The sequence below is a fragment of the Herbaspirillum rhizosphaerae genome (assembly GCF_046025915.1).
In the GTDB taxonomy this organism is placed as follows: domain Bacteria; phylum Pseudomonadota; class Gammaproteobacteria; order Burkholderiales; family Burkholderiaceae_D; genus Herbaspirillum; species Herbaspirillum rhizosphaerae_A.
In genome coordinates, this window is sequence record NZ_JAQQFR010000002.1 from 153457 (window position 1) to 171482 (window position 18026).

The following is an 18026-nucleotide window of genomic DNA, read 5'->3' on the forward strand; positions in this document are numbered from 1 at the left end:
ATCATCTTGAAAACATGTGAAAACGACATGTTGAAAGTCTTGCATCCCTTGCTGGTAAAGGATTTCAGGCTTCTACACTATTCCCCGGTTTGTGCTACTATGAAGCGACTTGCCGTGAGGAAATCATGAAAACTGTTGATAAAAATGTCGAATTAACCGGCGAAGAACTGCGCTGGATGTATAGCGTATTCAAAGGAGACTTTCGCGTGATTCCGCGTCGTGTGGTGCAAAGCGTTATCAGCAAAGGCTTGGGCATTCCTAATCTGGGCGGCGCTTTCAATCTCACCAATGCAGGCAGAAACGTCTTCCGTCGTACAGCGCAGGAGCAAGCCGCCAACGACGACATGCATATTGTGAAATCCCGCTATCGCCATCGATCCAATTGGCGCCTCGGATAAGGTAGGCGCAGGCGGTCAACCTAGCCTTTAGAAGATTAAAAAGCAGTATCCGATTTGAAACGGATGCTGCTTTTTTTCATTCTGTGATTACTTTGCGGCCAAGGTGTTGAGCGCACAATAAAAAAGCCCGGTACCAGAAAACCGGCACCGGGCAAGCTCGTCACTCCCCCGAAAACCTGCGAGGCAGAGTCGCGTTCTCTGCGATGGACATTGAGTACCTGACGAAGGAGAGGCATCAGGTAACTCAGAACCGATGAGGATGCGAGTGACTTGATTCCATTCTTGCAAAAACATCAGGCAAATAACATCGAATTAATTCGAGATATTTCAAGCATTTGTATCCACTGAAAATCGCATCGATCTTTTTTAACTCTCAAAATAATTTAGAACGTTCTTATCCGGACATTTTTCCGTGATGTTTGTCGATTACTGAAAATAGATAGATTGTTTTTGATGATCGCGAAAAATCATCTATTGATCGGTCGTCTCTTCACCGGGACGACGCTGTTGCCCGGTTTTTGTTGTTAGCGGGATGCATATTGGCAACCAATTTGGGCTTAATCACCTATGAGCGGAATTTTCAGCCCGGTGCTAGACTGATTTTTTGTTCACCCAAGGAATTGCCATGTCGAGTCGCTCCAGGTTGTTGTCGCTGTTTACTTTCGCGTTGCTGGCGTTGCCTTTGTTGTCGCAAGCGCAGAATGCCGCTCCCAGCCGGATCCGGGGCACTGTTGCCGCCGTCAACGGATCGGAGATTGATGTAACAACGCGGGAAGGTAAAAGCCTCAAGTTGCATTTGAGCGATGCGACGCGCTACTCGTCAGTCAAGCCGCTGGATTTGTCGGCAATCAAACAGGGCAGTTTCATTGGTGCCGCCGGCAAGCCGGGCGCCAACGGCAGTATCCAGGCATTGGAGGTCGTGGTTTTCCCAGAAGAGGCGCGCGGTAGCGGCGAGGGCCATTACGATTGGGATTTGCTGCCGGGTAGCAGCATGACCAATGCGACGGTCTCTGCAGTCGTTTCAGGTAATACCGGACGCGATCTGGAACTGGTTTATCAAGGTAAAAGCATCAAAATCACCGTGCCGAAAGATGTGCCTGTCGTGACCATCGTCCCGGCGGTTTTACAGGACGTTAAACCAGGTCTGACGGTGTTCGTCGTTGCGACGCATGCCGGCGACGACTGGAATGCCGCCCGCGTCATCGTTGAGAAGGATGGCGTCAAACCGCCGATGTGATCAGAACGGAGAACGGAGAGGGGAGCTGAATACGAGCCGATATACGCTTCCTTATGCTGGACACGCATAAGCGAATGACATATTGATCGTTTTCGCAGCGGATTTTCTGCGATACAGTGAAAACGTCTCCTCAACAAACCTCCTGGAAGATGTTTTTTGAGATTGAACCCGCCCGGCATTGGCTCGGCGGGTTTTTTTTGCCTTTTTTCCGGCAAGTGGCGCTCATTAAACGCTTATTAAATAATCAATCTGTTGTCGGGCCGCCACCAGAAAGGCATTGAGAAGCTCCCCCACAGCTTATCCACAGATCTATTCACAGGCATTGTGGGTAACTAGAGACAGATTCACTGCCATTGCAGGGTGTTCCGGCCCGATTATCATTGCCTGTAGCGGCACGTGCGCTTAACATAGCGGCCCGGACATTCTGGCAAACTGTCTATCTGCCTGAATCAACACGGAGAATGCAATGAGCGACGATCTGACGAAAGACGAATTTGATGCCCTGGGCCAAGTCAGCCGAAAGGAGCACCGTGGCCGTCCAAGCGCTTGCGTCGCTCGCAATACCAAGCGCCTGACCGGTCTCAAGTTTCTGGAATACAGCCGCGACGGACACCTGGGGTTGACCGAAAAGGGCAAACAGACCTTGTTCATCTATCGCTGCATCGAGGCGTTGCGCGGACTCAGCCTTGATCCGAATGCACATGTCGACGCTGATGTAGCGATTTTCCTTGGCCGCAAAGGGCACATCGTGGAAAAAGAGGGCAGCAAGGAATTCGAGATCACTCAGCGTGGCCGCGAATCGCTGGCAGATATTGACGCGCAGTCGCAATCGCGCTGATTTTCATCTTTTTCTCTTCTTCTCTATTTTTCGCTGAAAGGCATGTGCGTTGTCACATGCTTTTCAGACGACGCAATCGGCACAATTAATACAATCGACGCAATTTATTGCCTCGATAGGATGAGTTCAATCCCTCCGATTTATTCCATTCCATCGGATCTGCGCGGCACTTTCCGGTCGCTTTCCTGCTAACGCGGCTGCATTAAAATCTGCCGCTTTGCACCTCTTTCTTCTCCCCGAATTTCACCTGCTTTTTCCATAGAGCGGCAGTGCCGCACAGACATAGGGAATTCCCCGATAGATTGTGCACGCCTGCATGACTAAGATGATCTCCATGGAACGACGGTTTGCAAAGCCAGCGACGAAGCAACAGCCCGGCCGCAAGTCTGATCGCAAACTGAACTAACGGAGGTCATCATGCAATTCATAGTCGACACTGTACCCAACGATATCGCCCTGATGTTTATGACATATCTCGGCTTTTGTCTGGTGCTCATGTACCTCTTCATCCGCGCCGATTGCGAATGGAACAAGCGTGAACTCAAACTCTCTCGCGAACGTCTGCGCCTGCTTTCTGTAGATCACGGCAAGACGGAACGTCTGCGTGAGCTGACAGCCTGCTCGGTACATCACGACGTGAATTGCTCTTGCTTCCTGCATGGCAAGAACGACGGACGCCACCGTTCGGAAGCAGCATAAAGTCGCTCCTGATCACGATGACGCCGTGCCCGCAATCGGCAATCGCCACACGAATGCAGATGTGTACGGTATGAACGGATAGACGGTATGAGAAAATACGCGGATGAAATCACCTAACATTCGCCCCCTCATCCCGCTTGCGGATTATCAACGTATTTTTCGTGTCATTCACTCCGTGCTGGATAGTGTCGACGCCAATATCCCGGCCGCAAGTTTTTTCTTCAGCGTGACTGCGGCGCAGATATTGAAGAAGTTTTATAAAAAGAATGCCTTTCCGGTTGCCGGTGCGGCTTTCTACCTGATCAGTGAAGACAGCAGCGGTGCCTTGTCATTCGGCACGCTGGATGGCGACAAGATTGATAGCAACAGCGATGCATTTCATTGCTGGGTGCAGTGCGATGGTTACGTATTGGATCTGATGGCGCCGGTATTTCAGGAGTTGCTGGAGTCGGCCGGTCATCCGATGGCAGTGCCGCGGCAAATGTTTCAGAAGGATCTGGCGCGTATGGTTGCGTCGCCGAATGCTCTGACGGCACCTGGTGACTTTTATCTGGAGCCGAATCTGGCACTGACGAAGGAATTATTGCAGCAGTTCATGGCCAAGCCTGCATTGAACAATTTGTCGCAGGTTTGCATGGAGTGGTATCAAAAGCCGCCGAAAGAACTTAGTACCGATCTGGTCATGCAAGGCGCGGAAGGCGAAGGTACAAAGATCAAACTCAGCCGTCTGCAGATCACAGGCGCCTGGTAAACAAAACGAATAGGGAAGTGGAAGTCGCCGTTGCAGCAGTTGTTGAGGCAGTCGGTAGCGCAGTAAGAGGTACTCTTGGGGAAAGCAGGGGTAGGGGAGTGAAGCGATGAGAATCGATGAAAAGCGGAAATGGTGCGCCGGACGGTTGGCCCGGCACACCCAGCAATCATGCATATCGGTTGCATGTATCGCGAAAGAGTAGACAGGATAATCTGGCTTTGTGACTTGTTGATGACAGTAGCAACTATCCCATTATGGTTGCCGCCGATTCGAAAATGCGCGAAACAGTTTCAGAGTGTCACGAAGCCGTCATACGTCGTCGATACACTCTCGCTTGTCTCCTCTAAACTTGCTTTAGATTCACCTGCGATACGAAAGTATCGCAGGTTTTTTTTCCTCAACGATTTTGTAGCAGAGATCCGCGAGAATTGGCTTGAGTAGTCGCCAATGCCGGATAGTGGCGTTGTAACCCGGCTGTACGCACACGTTTTGGAAGCTGCCATCCTCCCTGCTGATTCGTCAGCCGGTGGCGCGGGGTGCGTAATTACCTGTATTTTGTCGGCATCTTTTCCACGATTGCTCAAGAATGACAACGAATTGAAATTCCGATTGTTATCAAACACTTAAGCGACTTCTCCAGCGCTTATCCACAGGCTTGCTCCCAAAATGTGGGGATAACTTTGCCTGCAAATCCACCGTTCGGAACTGAAACTACCTACTGCGCAGGCGCCTGATCCGTGTACGGTTCGACCTTGACCGAGGCCAGGCTGTAGCCTGCCGTGCCCATCATCGTGTCCGAATGCTCCACCTTCAGCACGCCGTTGATCCACACCGCGTCCATGGTGCGTATATTCTTGACCGGTTTGCTACTGTGGACGTGAATGATCTGGTTGGCAGGTGGCGGCGGTACGTGGATGCAGGCGCCGAAGTAGGGCACCAGCAAGAATTCCTTCAGCGCTTCGCCTTCACGTTCCAGTGACACCACAAAGCCGGGGATGCGGATCGATACGCCATCCATGCTTGGATCGATGGGCGCATTTTTCCAGTACTTCTTGGCTTTCCACAGTGCTTCCATGGCGCGCGGGTCGCCGTCTTCCATCTTGTCCAGTTTCAATCCCTTGAACGGCGCCATGGCATCCCAGTTTTTCGGCATCAGGGATTCCCAGGCGATTTCGCGGAAGGCGCCGTCGTTTTTGCCGGACGGCTTGTAGGGATTGTTAGACAGATCGGGACTTTGCTGCAAATGATCGCCGACCTTGTATTGGGCGTTGTCGGAATACGGTGCGGTGCCTGTCGGAGCAGCCGCTACCGCAGCAGAAGACGAGGCTGAGGCAATCGGCGCACCGGCGTTGACTGCCGCAGCAACAGTTGCAGCTGCCGCCGCAGCCGAGGCCTTCGGCGTCGCAGCAAGGTGGACGCCGTAACCGACCAGCAATCCTGCGGCAATGATGCCGCCTATCCAGGTAATACTTTTCATGATTTCATTTTCACGCGTTCAATGCGTGACCTTAAATTCGGGGTGTCAAACCATCTGCCAGACTGAGGCGGTATGCGCGCAAACCCGGCAACAGGCTGGCGACAAAGCCGGCAACAATGGTCCATAACAACAACTGCAATTCACCGGAAGCAGGCAGGGCCGGATGCAATGTTACGCCAAATTGCGCACTGAGGAAGGGCCCCAGCGCAAACAAGGCCAGCGTCAGCAAAACCACGCCCAGTATGACGCCGGCCAACATTACTGCCAGTCCTTCCAGTGCCAGCAGCAGGAAAATATCGCCGGGGCGCGCACCGACTGAGCGCAGCACTGCCAGCTCGCGACGGCGCTCTCCCAGGCTGGCGAGAATCGCCGACACCAGTCCCGCCAGGCCGACGATCACCACCATGCCGGATACCACCAGCAACGCGTTTTCGCCGACGCCGACGACTTGCCACAATTCATCCAGCGCCACGCCGGGCAGCACTGCCATCAAGGGTTCGCTGTTGTCGTCGGCGATATCGCGCTGTACGCCAAATACAGCCGCGCGATTCTTCAGCCCGACCAGCACCGCAGTGACGGTCTTCGGCGTCAGGTCGAATTTCTTCACCAGTGCAGGTGCAATGGTCAGGCCGGGCATCGGCGCGCCGCCTTCCCAATCCAGATGAATGGCTTCCATCGCATCGAGGCCGATGTGCACGGTGCGATCCACCGGCGTGCCGGTGCGCGCCAGGATGCCGACCACCGTGAACGGTTTGTCGGCGTGATCGGTCAGATGCAGGCTGCCCATACCGTGGCTGAGCACGATGCGGTCGCCGAGTTTGTAGTGCAGACGTTGTGCAACTTCAGCGCCGATCACTGTTTCGAACACGCTGCCGAAGGGGCGGCCTTCGCTCAGGCTCAATGCCTGTCCGTCGCCATAGTGGAAGTGTTCAAAATAATTGCCGTTGGTGGCCAGCACCGGAAAGCCGCGATGCGAATCTCCCAGCGACAGCGGAATCGTCCATTTCACCGCAGGATTTTTCGCCAGCTTCTGCGCGCTGTCCCAACCCATGTTGTTGGTTGCGCCGCCAATGCGGAAGATCGCATACAGCATCAACTGAACCGGGCTGGTGCGCGCACCCACCACGAGATCGGTACCGGACACCGATTGCGAGAAACCATCGCGCACTTCGTGACGCACGCGTTCGATGCCCAGCAGCATGGCGCTCGACAAGGCAATCGCCAGCAGCATCAGGCCCAGCGTGAAGCGGCGATTCCAGGCGCTGCGCGCGGCAAGTCGAAAGAGGAAACTCATGCCGATTCCTCCACGCCGGCACAACGATTGATGTCGTTGAGTGCAATGCGGCGATGGAAGCGCTCGGCCAGGCGTTGATCATGGCTGACGAATACCAGACTGGCGCCGGCTTGTTCGCACTCATGCTGAATGAGATCAAGAAAAGCTTGTTGACGGTCGCTGTCGAGTGCCGAAGTCGGCTCGTCGGCGACCACGATTTCAGGCCGGCCGATCAGGGCGCGCGCTGCTGCGACGCGCTGCTGCTGGCCGATGGACAATTGCGTCACGGCGCGTGTCCACAGGTTTGGCGCCAGATCCAGACTGCGCAACAGCGAATGCGCCGCCGCATGCAAATCCTGCCCCTGCGCCAGCGCGCGTTCACGGCGATACGCCGAGAACTGGCAAGGCAGCAGCACGTTATCCAGAATCGACAGATAAGGGATCAGATTGAATTGTTGAAAAATGAAGCCAATATGATCGACGCGAAACCGATCGCGCTTTGACGCCGGCAAGCCATCCAGTGCTTGTCCGAGAATGGCGACGCTGCCGCTTTGCGGACTGGCGATGCCGCCGATCAGCGCCAGCAGCGTACTCTTGCCGCTGCCGCTGGGGCCGCTGACGAAGACCTGTTCATGCGCCTGCACATCGAACTGATCCAGCGCCAGCGTCGGCGTCTTCTGGCCGGGCCAGGTGAAAGAAATATCGCGCAAGGCGATGGCTGCGTCGCTCATATTGATTGCTTGATCAAAGACTCAGTTATTGAATGGTGATGCTCGCCGCCGTCGGCGTCAGCTTGGCCGCACCCTGACGCTTGGGTGTCACCAGCTGCACGTCAATGCTGTTGAATCCCTTGAAGGCGTCGAACAGTTTCACGTCGATACGCTGCAGCCGTTCCGGGTATGCGCATTGAAAGCTGAAATCGGCATCCATGTCTGCATGGCCGTCATGATCTTCGTGGCCGGCCGGTTTTTTCGCTGCAGCTTCGCCCAGCAAGGCGGGTTCGATCGCAGCGGACACCAATTGGACTCCACTGAGCTTGCATTCTGCTGACGGGGTAGTGACGAACACGGTTGCCGCATTACGCAGCGTCTTGGCCATGTCTTGCGCAGCTTGCTTGTCCTTGGCGCTCTTGGCCGCATGTTCAAAGCCGATCAGGTTGACCAGCGGCGAGTCCAGGTGCAGCGACAGTGTCTTGCCGTCGAGTGCGACGTCGAGTTTGCCGACGCCGTGGACGTGGGCTTCATGCGCGGTCGCCAGTGTGACTACGGAAAGCAGGAGGGCAGAGCTGAGCACGGCAGCTAACTTGCTGAGCTTACCGAACGTTGGAGTGCGAGAATTCATGGACGCGATCTTTCTTCAGGTGAGCCGCCAGAATTTCCGAAAGGAAAGGCTCGGGCAGCATTTTGACTGGATTGTCGGATTTCTTCGAGGCTTGTCACATCTTGCAACAATGTTGCATTATAATTGCGGTTTCGCAACTCGGTTGCAAACAAATTTGTAACGGTGATTTTGGTTCCATCCGACCATTTGCCGTAGCGTCCTGAATGCGCGTTACCGTAGCAAGTCAACTAACAACAATATCGCCACAACTATGCTTTCCCGCTTCTTTCAACAAACCAGCGTCCTCGCGCTGCCCTGGTGGCAACGGGTGTTGCTGGTCGCGCCGGTGTGCCTGATCCTGTGGCTTGGTGTCATGTGGGCATTGGGAGGCGAGTGAACATGTCCGTCGCCATCTCTCTGGAAAACCTGACCGTCACCTACCGCCGGCATCCGGCCCTGCATCACGTCAGCGGTCATTTCGCACAAGGTTCGCTCACGGCCATCGTCGGCCCCAACGGCGCCGGCAAGAGCACGCTGCTCAAAAGCATCATGGGCCTGGTTCGCTGCAACAGCGGCCGCGTGGTCAAGCATGCCGCCGCCAGCCGTATCGCTTATTTGCCGCAGCAGGCCGAGATTGATCGCAGCTTCCCCATTTCCGTACTGGATTGCGTGCTGCTCGGTTACTGGTCGAAAGCAGGGCTGTTCCGTCGCATGAGCCGCGACATGGTGCGCCGCGCAGAAGACGCGTTGGCTGCCGTCGGCCTTGATGGTTTTGCACAACGCTCGATCGCCAGTTTGTCGGTAGGGCAGTTTCAACGCGTCTTGTTTGCACGCATTCTGTTGCAGGATGCCGAACTGATTTTGCTGGACGAGCCCTTCAGTGCCATCGACACTAAAACCACCAACGACCTGCTGCACATCATCAAATCCTGGCATGCCGAGCAGCGCACGGTGATCGCCGTGCTGCACGATTACGATCAGGTGCGCCGGGCATTTCCGCAATCCTTGCTGCTGGCCCGCAATGTCGTCGCCTGGGGCGAGACGGAGGCCGTGCTCTGCCACGAAAACCTGCATCGCGCGCGCTCCATGGCCGAAGCTGTAGATGAGCATGCACCGCTGTGTGCTGTGGATGCCGCGGACGTTGTGGACGTTGTGGATGTCGCCCATGCACATGGTGAAGGAGCGCCGCGATGATGCTGCTGCACGATTTCTATCAATTCGCGATTGCGCCATTTCAGGAATTCGCCTTCATGCGCCGTGCGCTGGTGGCGACTCTGGCGTTGGCGCTCAGCAGTGCGCCGCTGGGCGTGATGCTGACCTTGCGCCGCATGAGCCTTTTCGGTGAAGCCCTGAGCCATGCCGTGTTGCCGGGTGTGGCCGCAGGTTTCATCTTCTTCGGTTTGTCGTTGCCGGCGTTGAGCATCGGCGGTTTCCTCGCCGGTGTGATTGTGGTTGCGCTGGCCGGCTGGATCAGCCGCCACACCGAACTCAAGGAAGACGCCAGTCTCGCCGCCGTCTACGTCGTGGCGCTGGCGCTCGGCGTGATCATGATTTCCGGTCACGGCACTCAGCTCGATCTGCTGCACATCTTGTTCGGCAATGTGCTCGGCGTCGATACCGAAGGCTTGCTACTGGTCGCAGGCGTGTCCAGCCTGAGCGTCCTGCTGATGGCGGGTTTGTATCGCGGCTTGTTGCTGGAGAGCTTCGACCCGTCTTACCTTGCCGCCAGCGGCGGTCGCAACACGATTTATCAGCAGTTGTTCCTGATGCTGGTGGTGCTCAATCTGGTGGCGTCGTTTCAGACGCTCGGCACGCTGATGGCGGTCGGTCTCATGATGTTACCGGCAGTCTCGGCACGGCTGTGGCATGACACGCTACCGGCCCAACTGGTCAACAGCACCGTGCAGGCCGCCGCCGCCGGTTATGCCGGACTGATGCTGTCGTACTACGCATCGGTGCCGTCCGGCCCGGTGATCATCGTGTGCGCCGGCGGTTTCTATTTCTTGTCTCTCATTTTTGCCCCGCGCGGCTGGTTGCCTCGCATGTTGCGCCGGCCGCATCTGCGCGCATAATTTCTTATCAGGAGTCGTCGTGAAATTGTTCCGCCACATCATGTTGGGCGCAGCCGTGCTGCTTGCCCAGGTATCTTCTGCATCCGCAGCAGACGTCAAATTGCCGGTTGTCGCCAGCTTCAGTATTCTCGGCGACATCGTCGCCAACGTCGGCGGTGATCGCATCGCCGTGACCACGCTGGTCGGTCCCGATCAGGACGCGCACGTGTTTCAACCTGCACCTGACCATATCAAGTCGGTTGCCCGCGCCAAGCTGGTCGTCATCAACGGCCTTGGTTTTGAAGGCTGGATGGAACGCGTCGTGCAATCGGCCAACTATCGCGGCGACATCGTTGTCGCATCGAACGGCATCGCCGTGCGTGATCGCGTCAGCGACGAACATGATGCAAATGATGGGCATGACCATGACCATCACCACGGCAAAAACGATCCGCACGCATGGCAAAATCCGGCCAACATCGTCGTCTACACCCGCAACATCGTCGCCGCACTGAGCAAGCTCGATCCTGCCGGTGCGTCGGTGTATCAGAAGAATGGCGACACCTACATCGCCAAGCTCAATGAGCTGGATCGCTGGGCCACGCAGCAGTTTGCGCAGTTCCCCGACGCCAAGCGCAAGGTGATTACGTCGCATGACGCGTTTGAATATTTTGGCGCGCACTATCAGGTCAAGTTCCTGGCGCCGCAGGGCGTGTCGACCGACAGCGAGCCGAGCGCAAAAGAAGTCGCCAATCTGATCCGTCAGATCCGCAAGGAAAAGATCCGTGCCGTCTTCATCGAAAACATGAGCAGCCCCAAGCTGCTGCAGCAGATCAGCAAGGAAGCCGGAGTCGCGCTGGGAGGCAAGCTGTATGCCGACGCGCTGTCGCAAGCGGACGGCCCGGCGCCGACGTATCTGAAGCTGATGCGCTACAACATCGAGCAACTGTTGGCGCAGATGAAATTGAACTGAGACTGAACTGAGTGAATTGATTTCATGAATGGGATGAAGGCGCGGGGCAGGGATCAAGCCTGTCCCTTCATGAAATTGGGACTTCGCGTATGCTGTCGTTTTCTTTATCACCCCACAGAGGAGACGACAACATGGTCCACGTAGTTGCAATCATTACCGCCAAGCCCGGCAAGCGCGAAGAACTGTTGAAACTGGTGCACGCCAATCTGGCTGCCGTACGCGCCGAACAAGGCTGCATCGACTACGGTCCGGTGATTGACGTACCTGGCTTCGGCGGCTCACAGGCAGAACTCGGCCCCGATACCTTCGCCTTCATCGAGAAATGGGAAAGCGCCGAAGCCCTCAAAGTCCACTTCACCCAACCGCACATGCTCGACTACCGCGAAAAGTCCAAAGACCTCATCGCGGCGCGTGCCGTTCACGTGCTGGAATCGGCCGAGTAAATCTTGCTTGGATCGTAGGCTGATGCCTGTCCCATCTGCATCAGCCAGGAGATAAAGGTTTTCAGGGCATTACCGGTGTTGGCGTTACCGCCATCGGCAATTCTATGCAGCATGTGAAAGCCCTGGCCGTGTAACACCACCTCCGGAAACAGCTGGCGCAAGCGGCCGTGCGACAAGTCATCGTCGACCAGCGCCAGCGATCCCATCGCAATCCCCAGATCCGTCGACGCCGCCTGCAAGCTCAGGAAAAAATGCTCGTAGCTGGTTCCCGGCAACTTCTTCTTCACCGGCACACCCGCCTTGATCAGCCATTGCTGCCATGCATCCGCACGCACGCTCAGATGGATCAATGACGCCTGCAGCAAGTCCGCAGGCTTGTTGATCGGATGTAATTCCAGATAATGCGGTGACGCCAGCGGCGCCGAGACGTCATCCAGAAAGCGCACGCATTCAAAGCCGCTGCGTTCCAACGGACTACGCCACAGCACCACATCAAAGGGGTCTTTGACGTCTTCAAAGTGTTCCGACACCGTGGTCGTGACGCGTACCTCAATACGCGGGTTGTCGATCTGAAACTGCGACAGGCGCGGAATCAGCCAGCGCATCGCCACCGAGGGTGCCGTGATCACGCGCACGATACGATTCTTGCCGGTCAGCGTCAGTTGCTCCGCCGCCATGGCGATGCGATCGAGGGCAGCGCGCACTTCCGTATAAAACACTTGCGCTGCTTCCGTTGCTTCCACGCCACGCGGAAGACGAATAAACAACGGTTGGCCGAAATGTTCTTCCAACAATTTTATTTGCTGACTCACCGCACTATGCGTGATATGCAATTCATGCGCAGCGATCGTCAAACTCCGCGTCCGCGCTGCCGCTTCGAACACTTTCAGGGCCTTCAGCGGCGGTAAGGAAATACTCATGGTGTTAGTTTTTCTTATAGTGATGTCGGAAAATATTGCTTTTTAAAGTAGGAGGTAATCCCTATTCTCACTATCACTGCAACGTTATTTATGTGAAAGAAAGAAATGTCTACTTATCAATCTGCCGGTTTTTCTAATAATTTACAGAGTTTGCTGGAAGCTTTCCAGTTCTTTGTTGAGCGCGCTTTTTCGTCGTCCAAGCCAGCCATGAACGGCCCTTTGTTCGACCTCAATGACGCACCGTACCTGGAAGGCGCAATCAACCATGCCGACATGGAACGCCGTCTGCGCGAACTCGATCGCAGCCACCTGCTGGCTTTGTCGCAACTGCAATCGCAAATCTGATAGATAAATCGCAGCAATACAGCGGATGCAAGACAGTCGTAAAGACTGAATGATATTGGCGTGATGCCAGAGATGTTAAAAAATGCTGCGCGCATCTCGATCTGACACTAACGATCGGGTTTGAAGCGACAGGAGAACGAGCCGGAAGCAATCTTGCCGTACCGGTTCACAGCAAACAGATGTCGCCCCCAGGATGTCCCTCTGCGGGAAGACGATATCGAAGCGACGCGCATGAAGAATCATGATGATGCGTCGCTTTCATCCAGCAAAAAGGCGCCCGCAAAGGGCGCCCTTGTTTCCACCGAATATCCACCGAATATCCCGCGGGATAGCGATGAGTGCAGTTATAGCTCGCGGTCAGAACTCGCGGTCAGAATTTGTGCGTGATGCCGATTCCCAGGCCTGCCGGGCTTTGCCCAGCGGAGAGGCCGGGGATCGCATTTGCCGACAAGTTGTAGCTCGCCGTCTGCTCATTGTTGAGCTTGGTGAAGGCGCCCCACAGTTCGGTGCGCTTCGACAAGCTGTAACCATAGCCGATGGAGAACTGCTGCGCCCCGGACGCCGTGCCCGGCTTGCCGATGCCGCCGATGCCGGCTGTCGCATTGCCCTTTGAGCGTGCCGCCCGGACATATGACGCGCGGAACTGGCCGCTGCCGATATTGTGTGTCAGCGCCAGTTGATACGCATCTCTGCGCAGGTTGGTGCTCGCCGTCGGTTCGTAACGCAAGCGTTCCCATGCGAAACGCACGCGCGTGTTGCCAAAGGAGTAGGCGGCGCCGATCTTGTGGCCGGTATCCAGCGTGCCGGCTGCAAAATAATCCTTGTGCTGCTCATAGCCGTAGGCCAGATACAGCGGGCCGTTCTCGTAAGTCAGCAAGCCGGAGATCAGGCCCGGATTGGTCGTGGCCGTCTGTTCTTCGCGTGCTGCATAAGCGATGCGGCCGATCAGGCCGTTGAAATTCGGCGTTGAATATTGCACCAGGTTCTTCTGGCGACGATCGAAAGATGCCGGCGACTGTGCATTGGCCGCCGTGGTGAAGCCATTGCCCATGATGGAGTTGGAGGCAAAGATGCCCGCCGTAAAAGGATCGATCGCGTACACCGACACGAAGCGATAGGGCGACTCGTACTGCCCGGCGAAAATCTCCCCCAGGCTGCCGCGCAAGCCGACGTTGTCATTGCGATCGGCGAACGAACCGCTGCCGGTATCGACGCCGACGTTCGATTCAATCTGGAAAAATGCCTGCAAGCCGCCGCCCAGATCTTCCACCCCCTTGAAACCGAGCACCGACAAGTTGTTCGATATGCGTCCCATGCGCCCGATGCCGCTATTGGCACCGCCGGCCCAGACGCTTTCCGCATCCACTTTCAAAAAACCGTACATCGTCACGGTATCGCTCTGCGCTGCCGCTGAGGCCGCGACTGAAGTCAGTCCCGCCGTGATCAAGCCCTTCATCGTCTGATTGATTGCCTGTTTCATTCCTGAATCTCCTCCATAGAGTTGTTGTCGATGTTTTTCTTGTTTGGAGAAAATAATAATTCATATGAATTTATATGTATACGTATAAATTAAATTTGAATTTATTTGATTTTATGGGAATCAATTAAAAGGACGAGCGTAATAACACTGCCGTCGGCCCGGCAAACGCGTTGATCAGGGAGGGGCAAAAGAAAAAGGCGCCGGTCAGAAGACGGGCGCCTTTGGCAGGAACAGAAGCGACGGCTTAGGCCTGATGTTCCTTGATCATCTCCAGCACATGGATGCTCAGGCGTGTGGTGTGATTGCGCATCGCCAGATAAGCCTTCTCCGGATCGGACGCAAGAATCGCCGCGATGATCGCATCGTGTTCTTCGTGCGACACCGTCAGGCGCTTGTCGACGCCAGCCTGTGCGGCGCGGAACATCGCCAGGCGGTCGCGCAGATTTTCAATCGTGTCGGCCAGGCTCTTGTTGTGCGCGCCGGCACAGATCAGGTTGTGGAATTTCTTGTTCAGCGCCAGATAGCCGGCGTCGTCGCCGGCAGCCACGCATTCCTGGCTTTGCAGATGGACCAGTTCCAGCTGTTTCTTTTGTACCGCGCTCATGCGCTCGGCGCAGATGCGGCAGCACAGGGCTTCCAGCTCGCACATGGCTTCCAGCATGTCGGCCAGTTCGTCGACGCCGATGCTGGTGACGATGCCGCCTTTGCGCGGCTTCAACTCAATCATGCCGCGCGCAGCCAGCTCGCGCAGCGCCTGGCGAATCGGGGTGCGGGATACTTTAAAGCGTTCGGATAGGGCGATTTCTTCCAGCGCGGAGCCGGGTGGCAGCACGCCGCTGATGATTTCATCGGTCAGGGTGCGATAGATGCGAAGAGAGATGGTTTCCATTCTTGCGTTCTCGGTTTTCTTGGATGGCCGGTTTCAGTTTTTATAGGGCGACTGCAGATGATTCAGTTTGTGATGCAGATGGGTATATTTTACATCGCTTGCACTATAGCAAAAATCTATACCTGTAGCTGTATAAGATCAAAAGTATCTAATTATATTTTAATGAATACATTTAAAAATTAAAGTATACATATAAAAAATCCCTGAGTAGAATCAGCCGTTGTGTATATCCAGTATTTTGCTTTCATCTACTCATATAAAGAGGAGGCTGCACCATGGCTAACAAACTGCGTCACATCGCTATCTCCGTTCCCGATCCCTGGAAAACGGCCGAGTTTTATCAGCAGGCTTTCGGCTTCAAGAAGGTCGGCGAGACCGATTCTTCCTTGGCGCGCGGCGTCTACCTGAGCGACGGCACGATGTCGCTAGCGCTGCTCAACTACAAGACCGACGAAGCCGCCGGCGACCGTGGCCGCGAGTTCGTCGGCCTGCACCACATCGGCGTCTGGGTCGACAACATCGTCGATGCACGCAAGGATGTCGAGCAAGCCGGCGGCGAGTATTACATGGGCGAGGTGCCGGTCAAAGGCAACATCTTCTACGAAGTCAAATACAAGGATCCGGACGGCGTCATCTGCGACCTGACCGATCACGGTTGGGGCGGTGCTTCCAAGGACGGCCCGGCGGCGAGCGCCAAGGGTGATGGTCCGGCCTTTCGTCATCCTGATCTGAAAGCGGATCGCAGCGGTCTGTAATTTCTGATTTCAATTCATTGCGCCCGGCCCGTTTATCGGCTGGGCGTATTTGTTTGTACCGCACGGTGCGCGATCAGCTTGTCACGATGTGTTGAAGTGGATGACCTGACTGCAGCCCCATGACGTTTTCTTCAAACATCTTCAATTGCGCCTGCAACGCCTCCGGCGAACGCCCCGAGATATGCGGCGTCAGCAGCAGGTTGTCGAGCGTGCGAAACGCCTCCGGTATCGCCGGCTCGCCATCGACCACATCCAGTGCCGCACCGGCAATACGCTTGCTCGCCAATGCTTCAATCAACGCCGCTGTATCGACCACACTGCCGCGCGCGATATTGATCAGAAAAGCCTGCGGCCCCAGGGCTTGCAGCAAATACCGATTGACCAGATGCCGCGTCGCCGGTCCGCCCGGGCAGGCCAGGATCAGGTAGTCGCTGCGCGCGGCCAGCTCCAGCGGTGTGGCGCAATATAGATAAGGCACATGCTCGCGCACATTACGCGTGTGATACGCCACTTCCATATCGAAGGCCGCCGCCCGGCGCGCGATCTGCTCGCCGATATTTCCCAATCCGACAATGCCGAGTCGCTTGCCGTTGATGGTCGGAAGCGCTGCGCGATTGCTTTCCCAGCCGCCGCTTTTGACGGCGGCATCAAGCAGATGCAGCCCGCGCGATACCGCCAGCATCAGCGCCATGGCGTGATCAGCGACGGTGGCGTTGTTGGCACCGGGCGCGTGCGTGACGGCGATGCCCAGTTCTTTGGCGGCAGTCAGATCGACGTTTTCAACTCCCGCGCCAAAGGCGCTGACCAGTTTCAGTTGCGGCATCGCCTGCATTTGCGCGCGGGTCAGGCCGGTTGAACCGTTGGTCAGGACGATGCTGACTGAGTGCGTCTCATCATTCGTCCAATTGACTCCCTTCGGCGCGTAGCGCACGGTAGGCAGCGTCGGGTTATCGCGTAACTGCGCCACCAGAGCGTCGGCCAGCGGAATCAGGATCAGCAATTCAGGGGAAGAGGGCATCGGCATTCTCATCAAGGTTGGCAAAAATAGAAAAGCCATATGAATACATAGCGATTCTTATGTATAAAAATTTTTACATATTTGTATTGCAATGTATACGTATAAGTTTTAATGTATTCATATTGATTGTTCTGAAATGCTTAAATTTTTTGAGGGGAAGCGATCTTGGCTTGGTATGCGATTGCAACGTATGTGCAAAACGAGGGCGGGCAGGCGCGTCCGGCGTTGGTGCTGGAAGTGCTGGACGAGGTTCTGTTCGATCTGGCAGAAGTCATCAAGGCCAGCCGCAACAGCGGTCTGGCGGCGAGTGAAGTCAGCAGCGTGTCGGCGCTGATCGGCGCCTGGGATGTGCAGAACGCACAGTTGAAGAATCTGGCAGAGCTGCTGCCGAGTCTGGCCGCCGCCGGTGCGGTGAAGCCGCTCGACAAGTCGGCGTACAAGCTGGCTGCGCCGTTCGTGCCGGGCCGTATCTTCGCCACCGCGTCCAATTATTACGATCACGCCGCCGAGATGGGCACCGAGCTGGCGCCGCGTGCCGAGAGTTCGCCTTATTGCTTCATGAAAGCGGAAACCAGCGTCACCGCCACCGAGACCAACGTCGTCATGCCGGGCAATACCGAAAAGCTCGATTGGGAAGTGGAACTCGGCGTCATCATCGGCCGCCGCTGCAAGAACGTCTCGGTTGCCGAAGCCTATGACGTTATCGCCGGCTACACCGTCTTCAACGACATCAGCGCGCGCGACCTCAATCGCCGCACCGACTATCCGTTCAAGCACGACTGGTTCCGCGGCAAGAGTTTCGACACCTTCGGTCCGATGGGGCCGTGGATCGTACCGCGCGACTGCATTGCCGATCCGCAGAAGCTGCGCATGCAGTTGCAGGTCAATGGCGAAATGATGCAGGACGACACCGCCGAAGGCATGATCTTCAATATCGCCGAGCAGATCGCCTACCTGTCCGGCATTCTCACTCTGCAGCCCGGCGACCTGATCGCCACCGGCACGCCGGATGGTGTTGGTATGGGGCGCGGTGTCTATCTCAAGCCGGGCGACGAAATGATTGCCTCCATCGAGCGCATCGGCAGCATCCGCAACAAGGTAGTCGCCGCCGCACTTTGATAACGAAGTAAAGAAGCTCGCTTAAGCGGTACACGCAGCA

Annotated in this window: 20 protein-coding genes; 12 read left to right on the forward strand and 8 right to left on the reverse strand. The window is 56.0% G+C overall.

Annotated elements, in window-relative coordinates:
* The first annotated feature begins 125 nt into the window (after positions 1 to 125).
* The 5 genes from PQR63_RS03235 to PQR63_RS03255 all read left to right on the forward strand — a co-directional run bounded on the left by PQR63_RS03235 (position 126) and on the right by PQR63_RS03255 (position 3923).
* Positions 126 to 398: a hypothetical protein gene (locus tag PQR63_RS03235; protein WP_408165596.1), complete on the forward strand. Its 273-nt coding sequence runs from the start codon at positions 126 to 128 to the stop codon at positions 396 to 398.
* Positions 399 to 1023: 625 nt separating this feature from the next.
* Complete coding sequence (locus PQR63_RS03240) at positions 1024 to 1635, forward strand: hypothetical protein (RefSeq protein WP_408165598.1); 612 nt, start codon at positions 1024 to 1026, stop codon at positions 1633 to 1635.
* Positions 1636 to 2101: 466 nt separating this feature from the next.
* Positions 2102 to 2473, forward strand: a complete 372-nt coding sequence (locus PQR63_RS03245; protein ID WP_094563253.1) for a hypothetical protein — start codon at positions 2102 to 2104, stop codon at positions 2471 to 2473.
* A 417-nt stretch (positions 2474 to 2890) separates the two neighbouring features.
* Positions 2891 to 3172: a hypothetical protein gene (locus PQR63_RS03250; protein ID WP_408165600.1), complete on the forward strand. Its 282-nt coding sequence runs from the start codon at positions 2891 to 2893 to the stop codon at positions 3170 to 3172.
* 103 nt (positions 3173 to 3275) lie between these two features.
* Positions 3276 to 3923, forward strand: a complete 648-nt coding sequence (locus PQR63_RS03255) for a DUF2026 family protein (RefSeq protein ID WP_408165602.1) — start codon at positions 3276 to 3278, stop codon at positions 3921 to 3923.
* A gap of 715 nt (positions 3924 to 4638) precedes the next feature.
* On the opposite strand, the gene PQR63_RS03260 is transcribed toward PQR63_RS03255, so the two are convergent.
* The 4 genes from PQR63_RS03260 to PQR63_RS03275 are packed head-to-tail and all read right to left on the reverse strand — an operon-like array spanning position 4639 to position 8014.
* Positions 4639 to 5400: a DUF3299 domain-containing protein gene (locus tag PQR63_RS03260; protein ID WP_408165603.1), complete on the reverse strand. Its 762-nt coding sequence runs from the start codon at positions 5398 to 5400 to the stop codon at positions 4639 to 4641.
* A 31-nt stretch (positions 5401 to 5431) separates the two neighbouring features.
* Positions 5432 to 6694 carry an ABC transporter permease gene (locus PQR63_RS03265; protein WP_408165605.1) on the reverse strand — a complete coding sequence of 421 codons (1263 nt, stop codon included), beginning with the start codon at positions 6692 to 6694 and terminating at the stop codon, positions 5432 to 5434.
* Positions 6691 to 7404 carry an ABC transporter ATP-binding protein gene (locus PQR63_RS03270; RefSeq protein ID WP_408165607.1) on the reverse strand — a complete coding sequence of 238 codons (714 nt, stop codon included), beginning with the start codon at positions 7402 to 7404 and terminating at the stop codon, positions 6691 to 6693. The genes PQR63_RS03265 and PQR63_RS03270 overlap by 4 nt, the downstream gene beginning before the upstream one ends.
* 25 nt (positions 7405 to 7429) lie before the next feature.
* A complete protein-coding gene (locus tag PQR63_RS03275; RefSeq protein ID WP_408165609.1) occupies positions 7430 to 8014 on the reverse strand; it encodes a DUF2796 domain-containing protein in 585 nt (194 codons plus the stop codon).
* A gap of 378 nt (positions 8015 to 8392) precedes the next feature.
* On the opposite strand from PQR63_RS03275, the gene aztA reads away from it, so the two are divergent.
* The 4 genes from aztA to PQR63_RS03295 all read left to right on the forward strand — a co-directional run bounded on the left by aztA (position 8393) and on the right by PQR63_RS03295 (position 11460).
* Positions 8393 to 9187, forward strand: coding sequence for a zinc ABC transporter ATP-binding protein AztA (gene aztA, locus PQR63_RS03280; protein ID WP_408165611.1), 795 nt, complete (start codon positions 8393 to 8395; stop codon positions 9185 to 9187).
* On the forward strand, positions 9184 to 10065 hold the full coding sequence (locus PQR63_RS03285; RefSeq protein ID WP_094563262.1) for a metal ABC transporter permease: 882 nt from the start codon (positions 9184 to 9186) through the stop codon (positions 10063 to 10065). Before aztA ends, PQR63_RS03285 begins: the two co-directional genes overlap by 4 nt.
* A gap of 19 nt (positions 10066 to 10084) precedes the next feature.
* On the forward strand, positions 10085 to 11017 hold the full coding sequence (locus tag PQR63_RS03290; RefSeq protein ID WP_408165613.1) for a metal ABC transporter substrate-binding protein: 933 nt from the start codon (positions 10085 to 10087) through the stop codon (positions 11015 to 11017).
* Between the two features lie 131 nt (positions 11018 to 11148).
* A complete protein-coding gene (locus PQR63_RS03295) occupies positions 11149 to 11460 on the forward strand; it encodes a putative quinol monooxygenase (RefSeq protein WP_094563264.1) in 312 nt (103 codons plus the stop codon).
* Here the strand turns inward: PQR63_RS03295 and PQR63_RS03300 are convergent.
* Positions 11436 to 12380 carry a LysR substrate-binding domain-containing protein gene (locus PQR63_RS03300; protein WP_408165615.1) on the reverse strand — a complete coding sequence of 315 codons (945 nt, stop codon included), beginning with the start codon at positions 12378 to 12380 and terminating at the stop codon, positions 11436 to 11438. The two genes, PQR63_RS03295 and PQR63_RS03300, sit on opposite strands and share 25 nt — an antisense overlap.
* Before the next feature lie 105 nt (positions 12381 to 12485).
* On the opposite strand from PQR63_RS03300, the gene PQR63_RS03305 reads away from it, so the two are divergent.
* Positions 12486 to 12725 carry a hypothetical protein gene (locus PQR63_RS03305; RefSeq protein ID WP_408165617.1) on the forward strand — a complete coding sequence of 80 codons (240 nt, stop codon included), beginning with the start codon at positions 12486 to 12488 and terminating at the stop codon, positions 12723 to 12725.
* Between the two features lie 370 nt (positions 12726 to 13095).
* Here PQR63_RS03305 and PQR63_RS03310 read toward each other — a convergent pair whose 3' ends face one another.
* Both PQR63_RS03310 and PQR63_RS03315 read right to left on the reverse strand, forming a co-directional pair.
* Entirely contained in the window at positions 13096 to 14205 is a 1110-nt protein-coding gene (locus tag PQR63_RS03310; protein WP_408165618.1) for a porin, read from the reverse strand.
* Positions 14206 to 14449: 244 nt separating this feature from the next.
* Entirely contained in the window at positions 14450 to 15094 is a 645-nt protein-coding gene (locus tag PQR63_RS03315; protein ID WP_408165620.1) for a GntR family transcriptional regulator, read from the reverse strand.
* A 275-nt stretch (positions 15095 to 15369) separates the two neighbouring features.
* Here PQR63_RS03315 and PQR63_RS03320 point away from each other — a divergent pair, with 275 nt between their 5' ends.
* A complete protein-coding gene (locus tag PQR63_RS03320; protein WP_408165622.1) occupies positions 15370 to 15849 on the forward strand; it encodes a VOC family protein in 480 nt (159 codons plus the stop codon).
* 73 nt (positions 15850 to 15922) lie between these two features.
* Here PQR63_RS03320 and PQR63_RS03325 read toward each other — a convergent pair whose 3' ends face one another.
* Positions 15923 to 16867, reverse strand: coding sequence for a 2-hydroxyacid dehydrogenase (locus tag PQR63_RS03325; RefSeq protein ID WP_408165624.1), 945 nt, complete (start codon positions 16865 to 16867; stop codon positions 15923 to 15925).
* Between the two features lie 165 nt (positions 16868 to 17032).
* On the opposite strand from PQR63_RS03325, the gene PQR63_RS03330 reads away from it, so the two are divergent.
* The gene (locus PQR63_RS03330) at positions 17033 to 17986 is read left to right on the forward strand and encodes a fumarylacetoacetate hydrolase family protein (protein ID WP_408165626.1); all 954 of its coding nucleotides are present in this window, start codon (positions 17033 to 17035) and stop codon (positions 17984 to 17986) included.
* Positions 17987 to 18026: the final 40 nt, after the last annotated feature.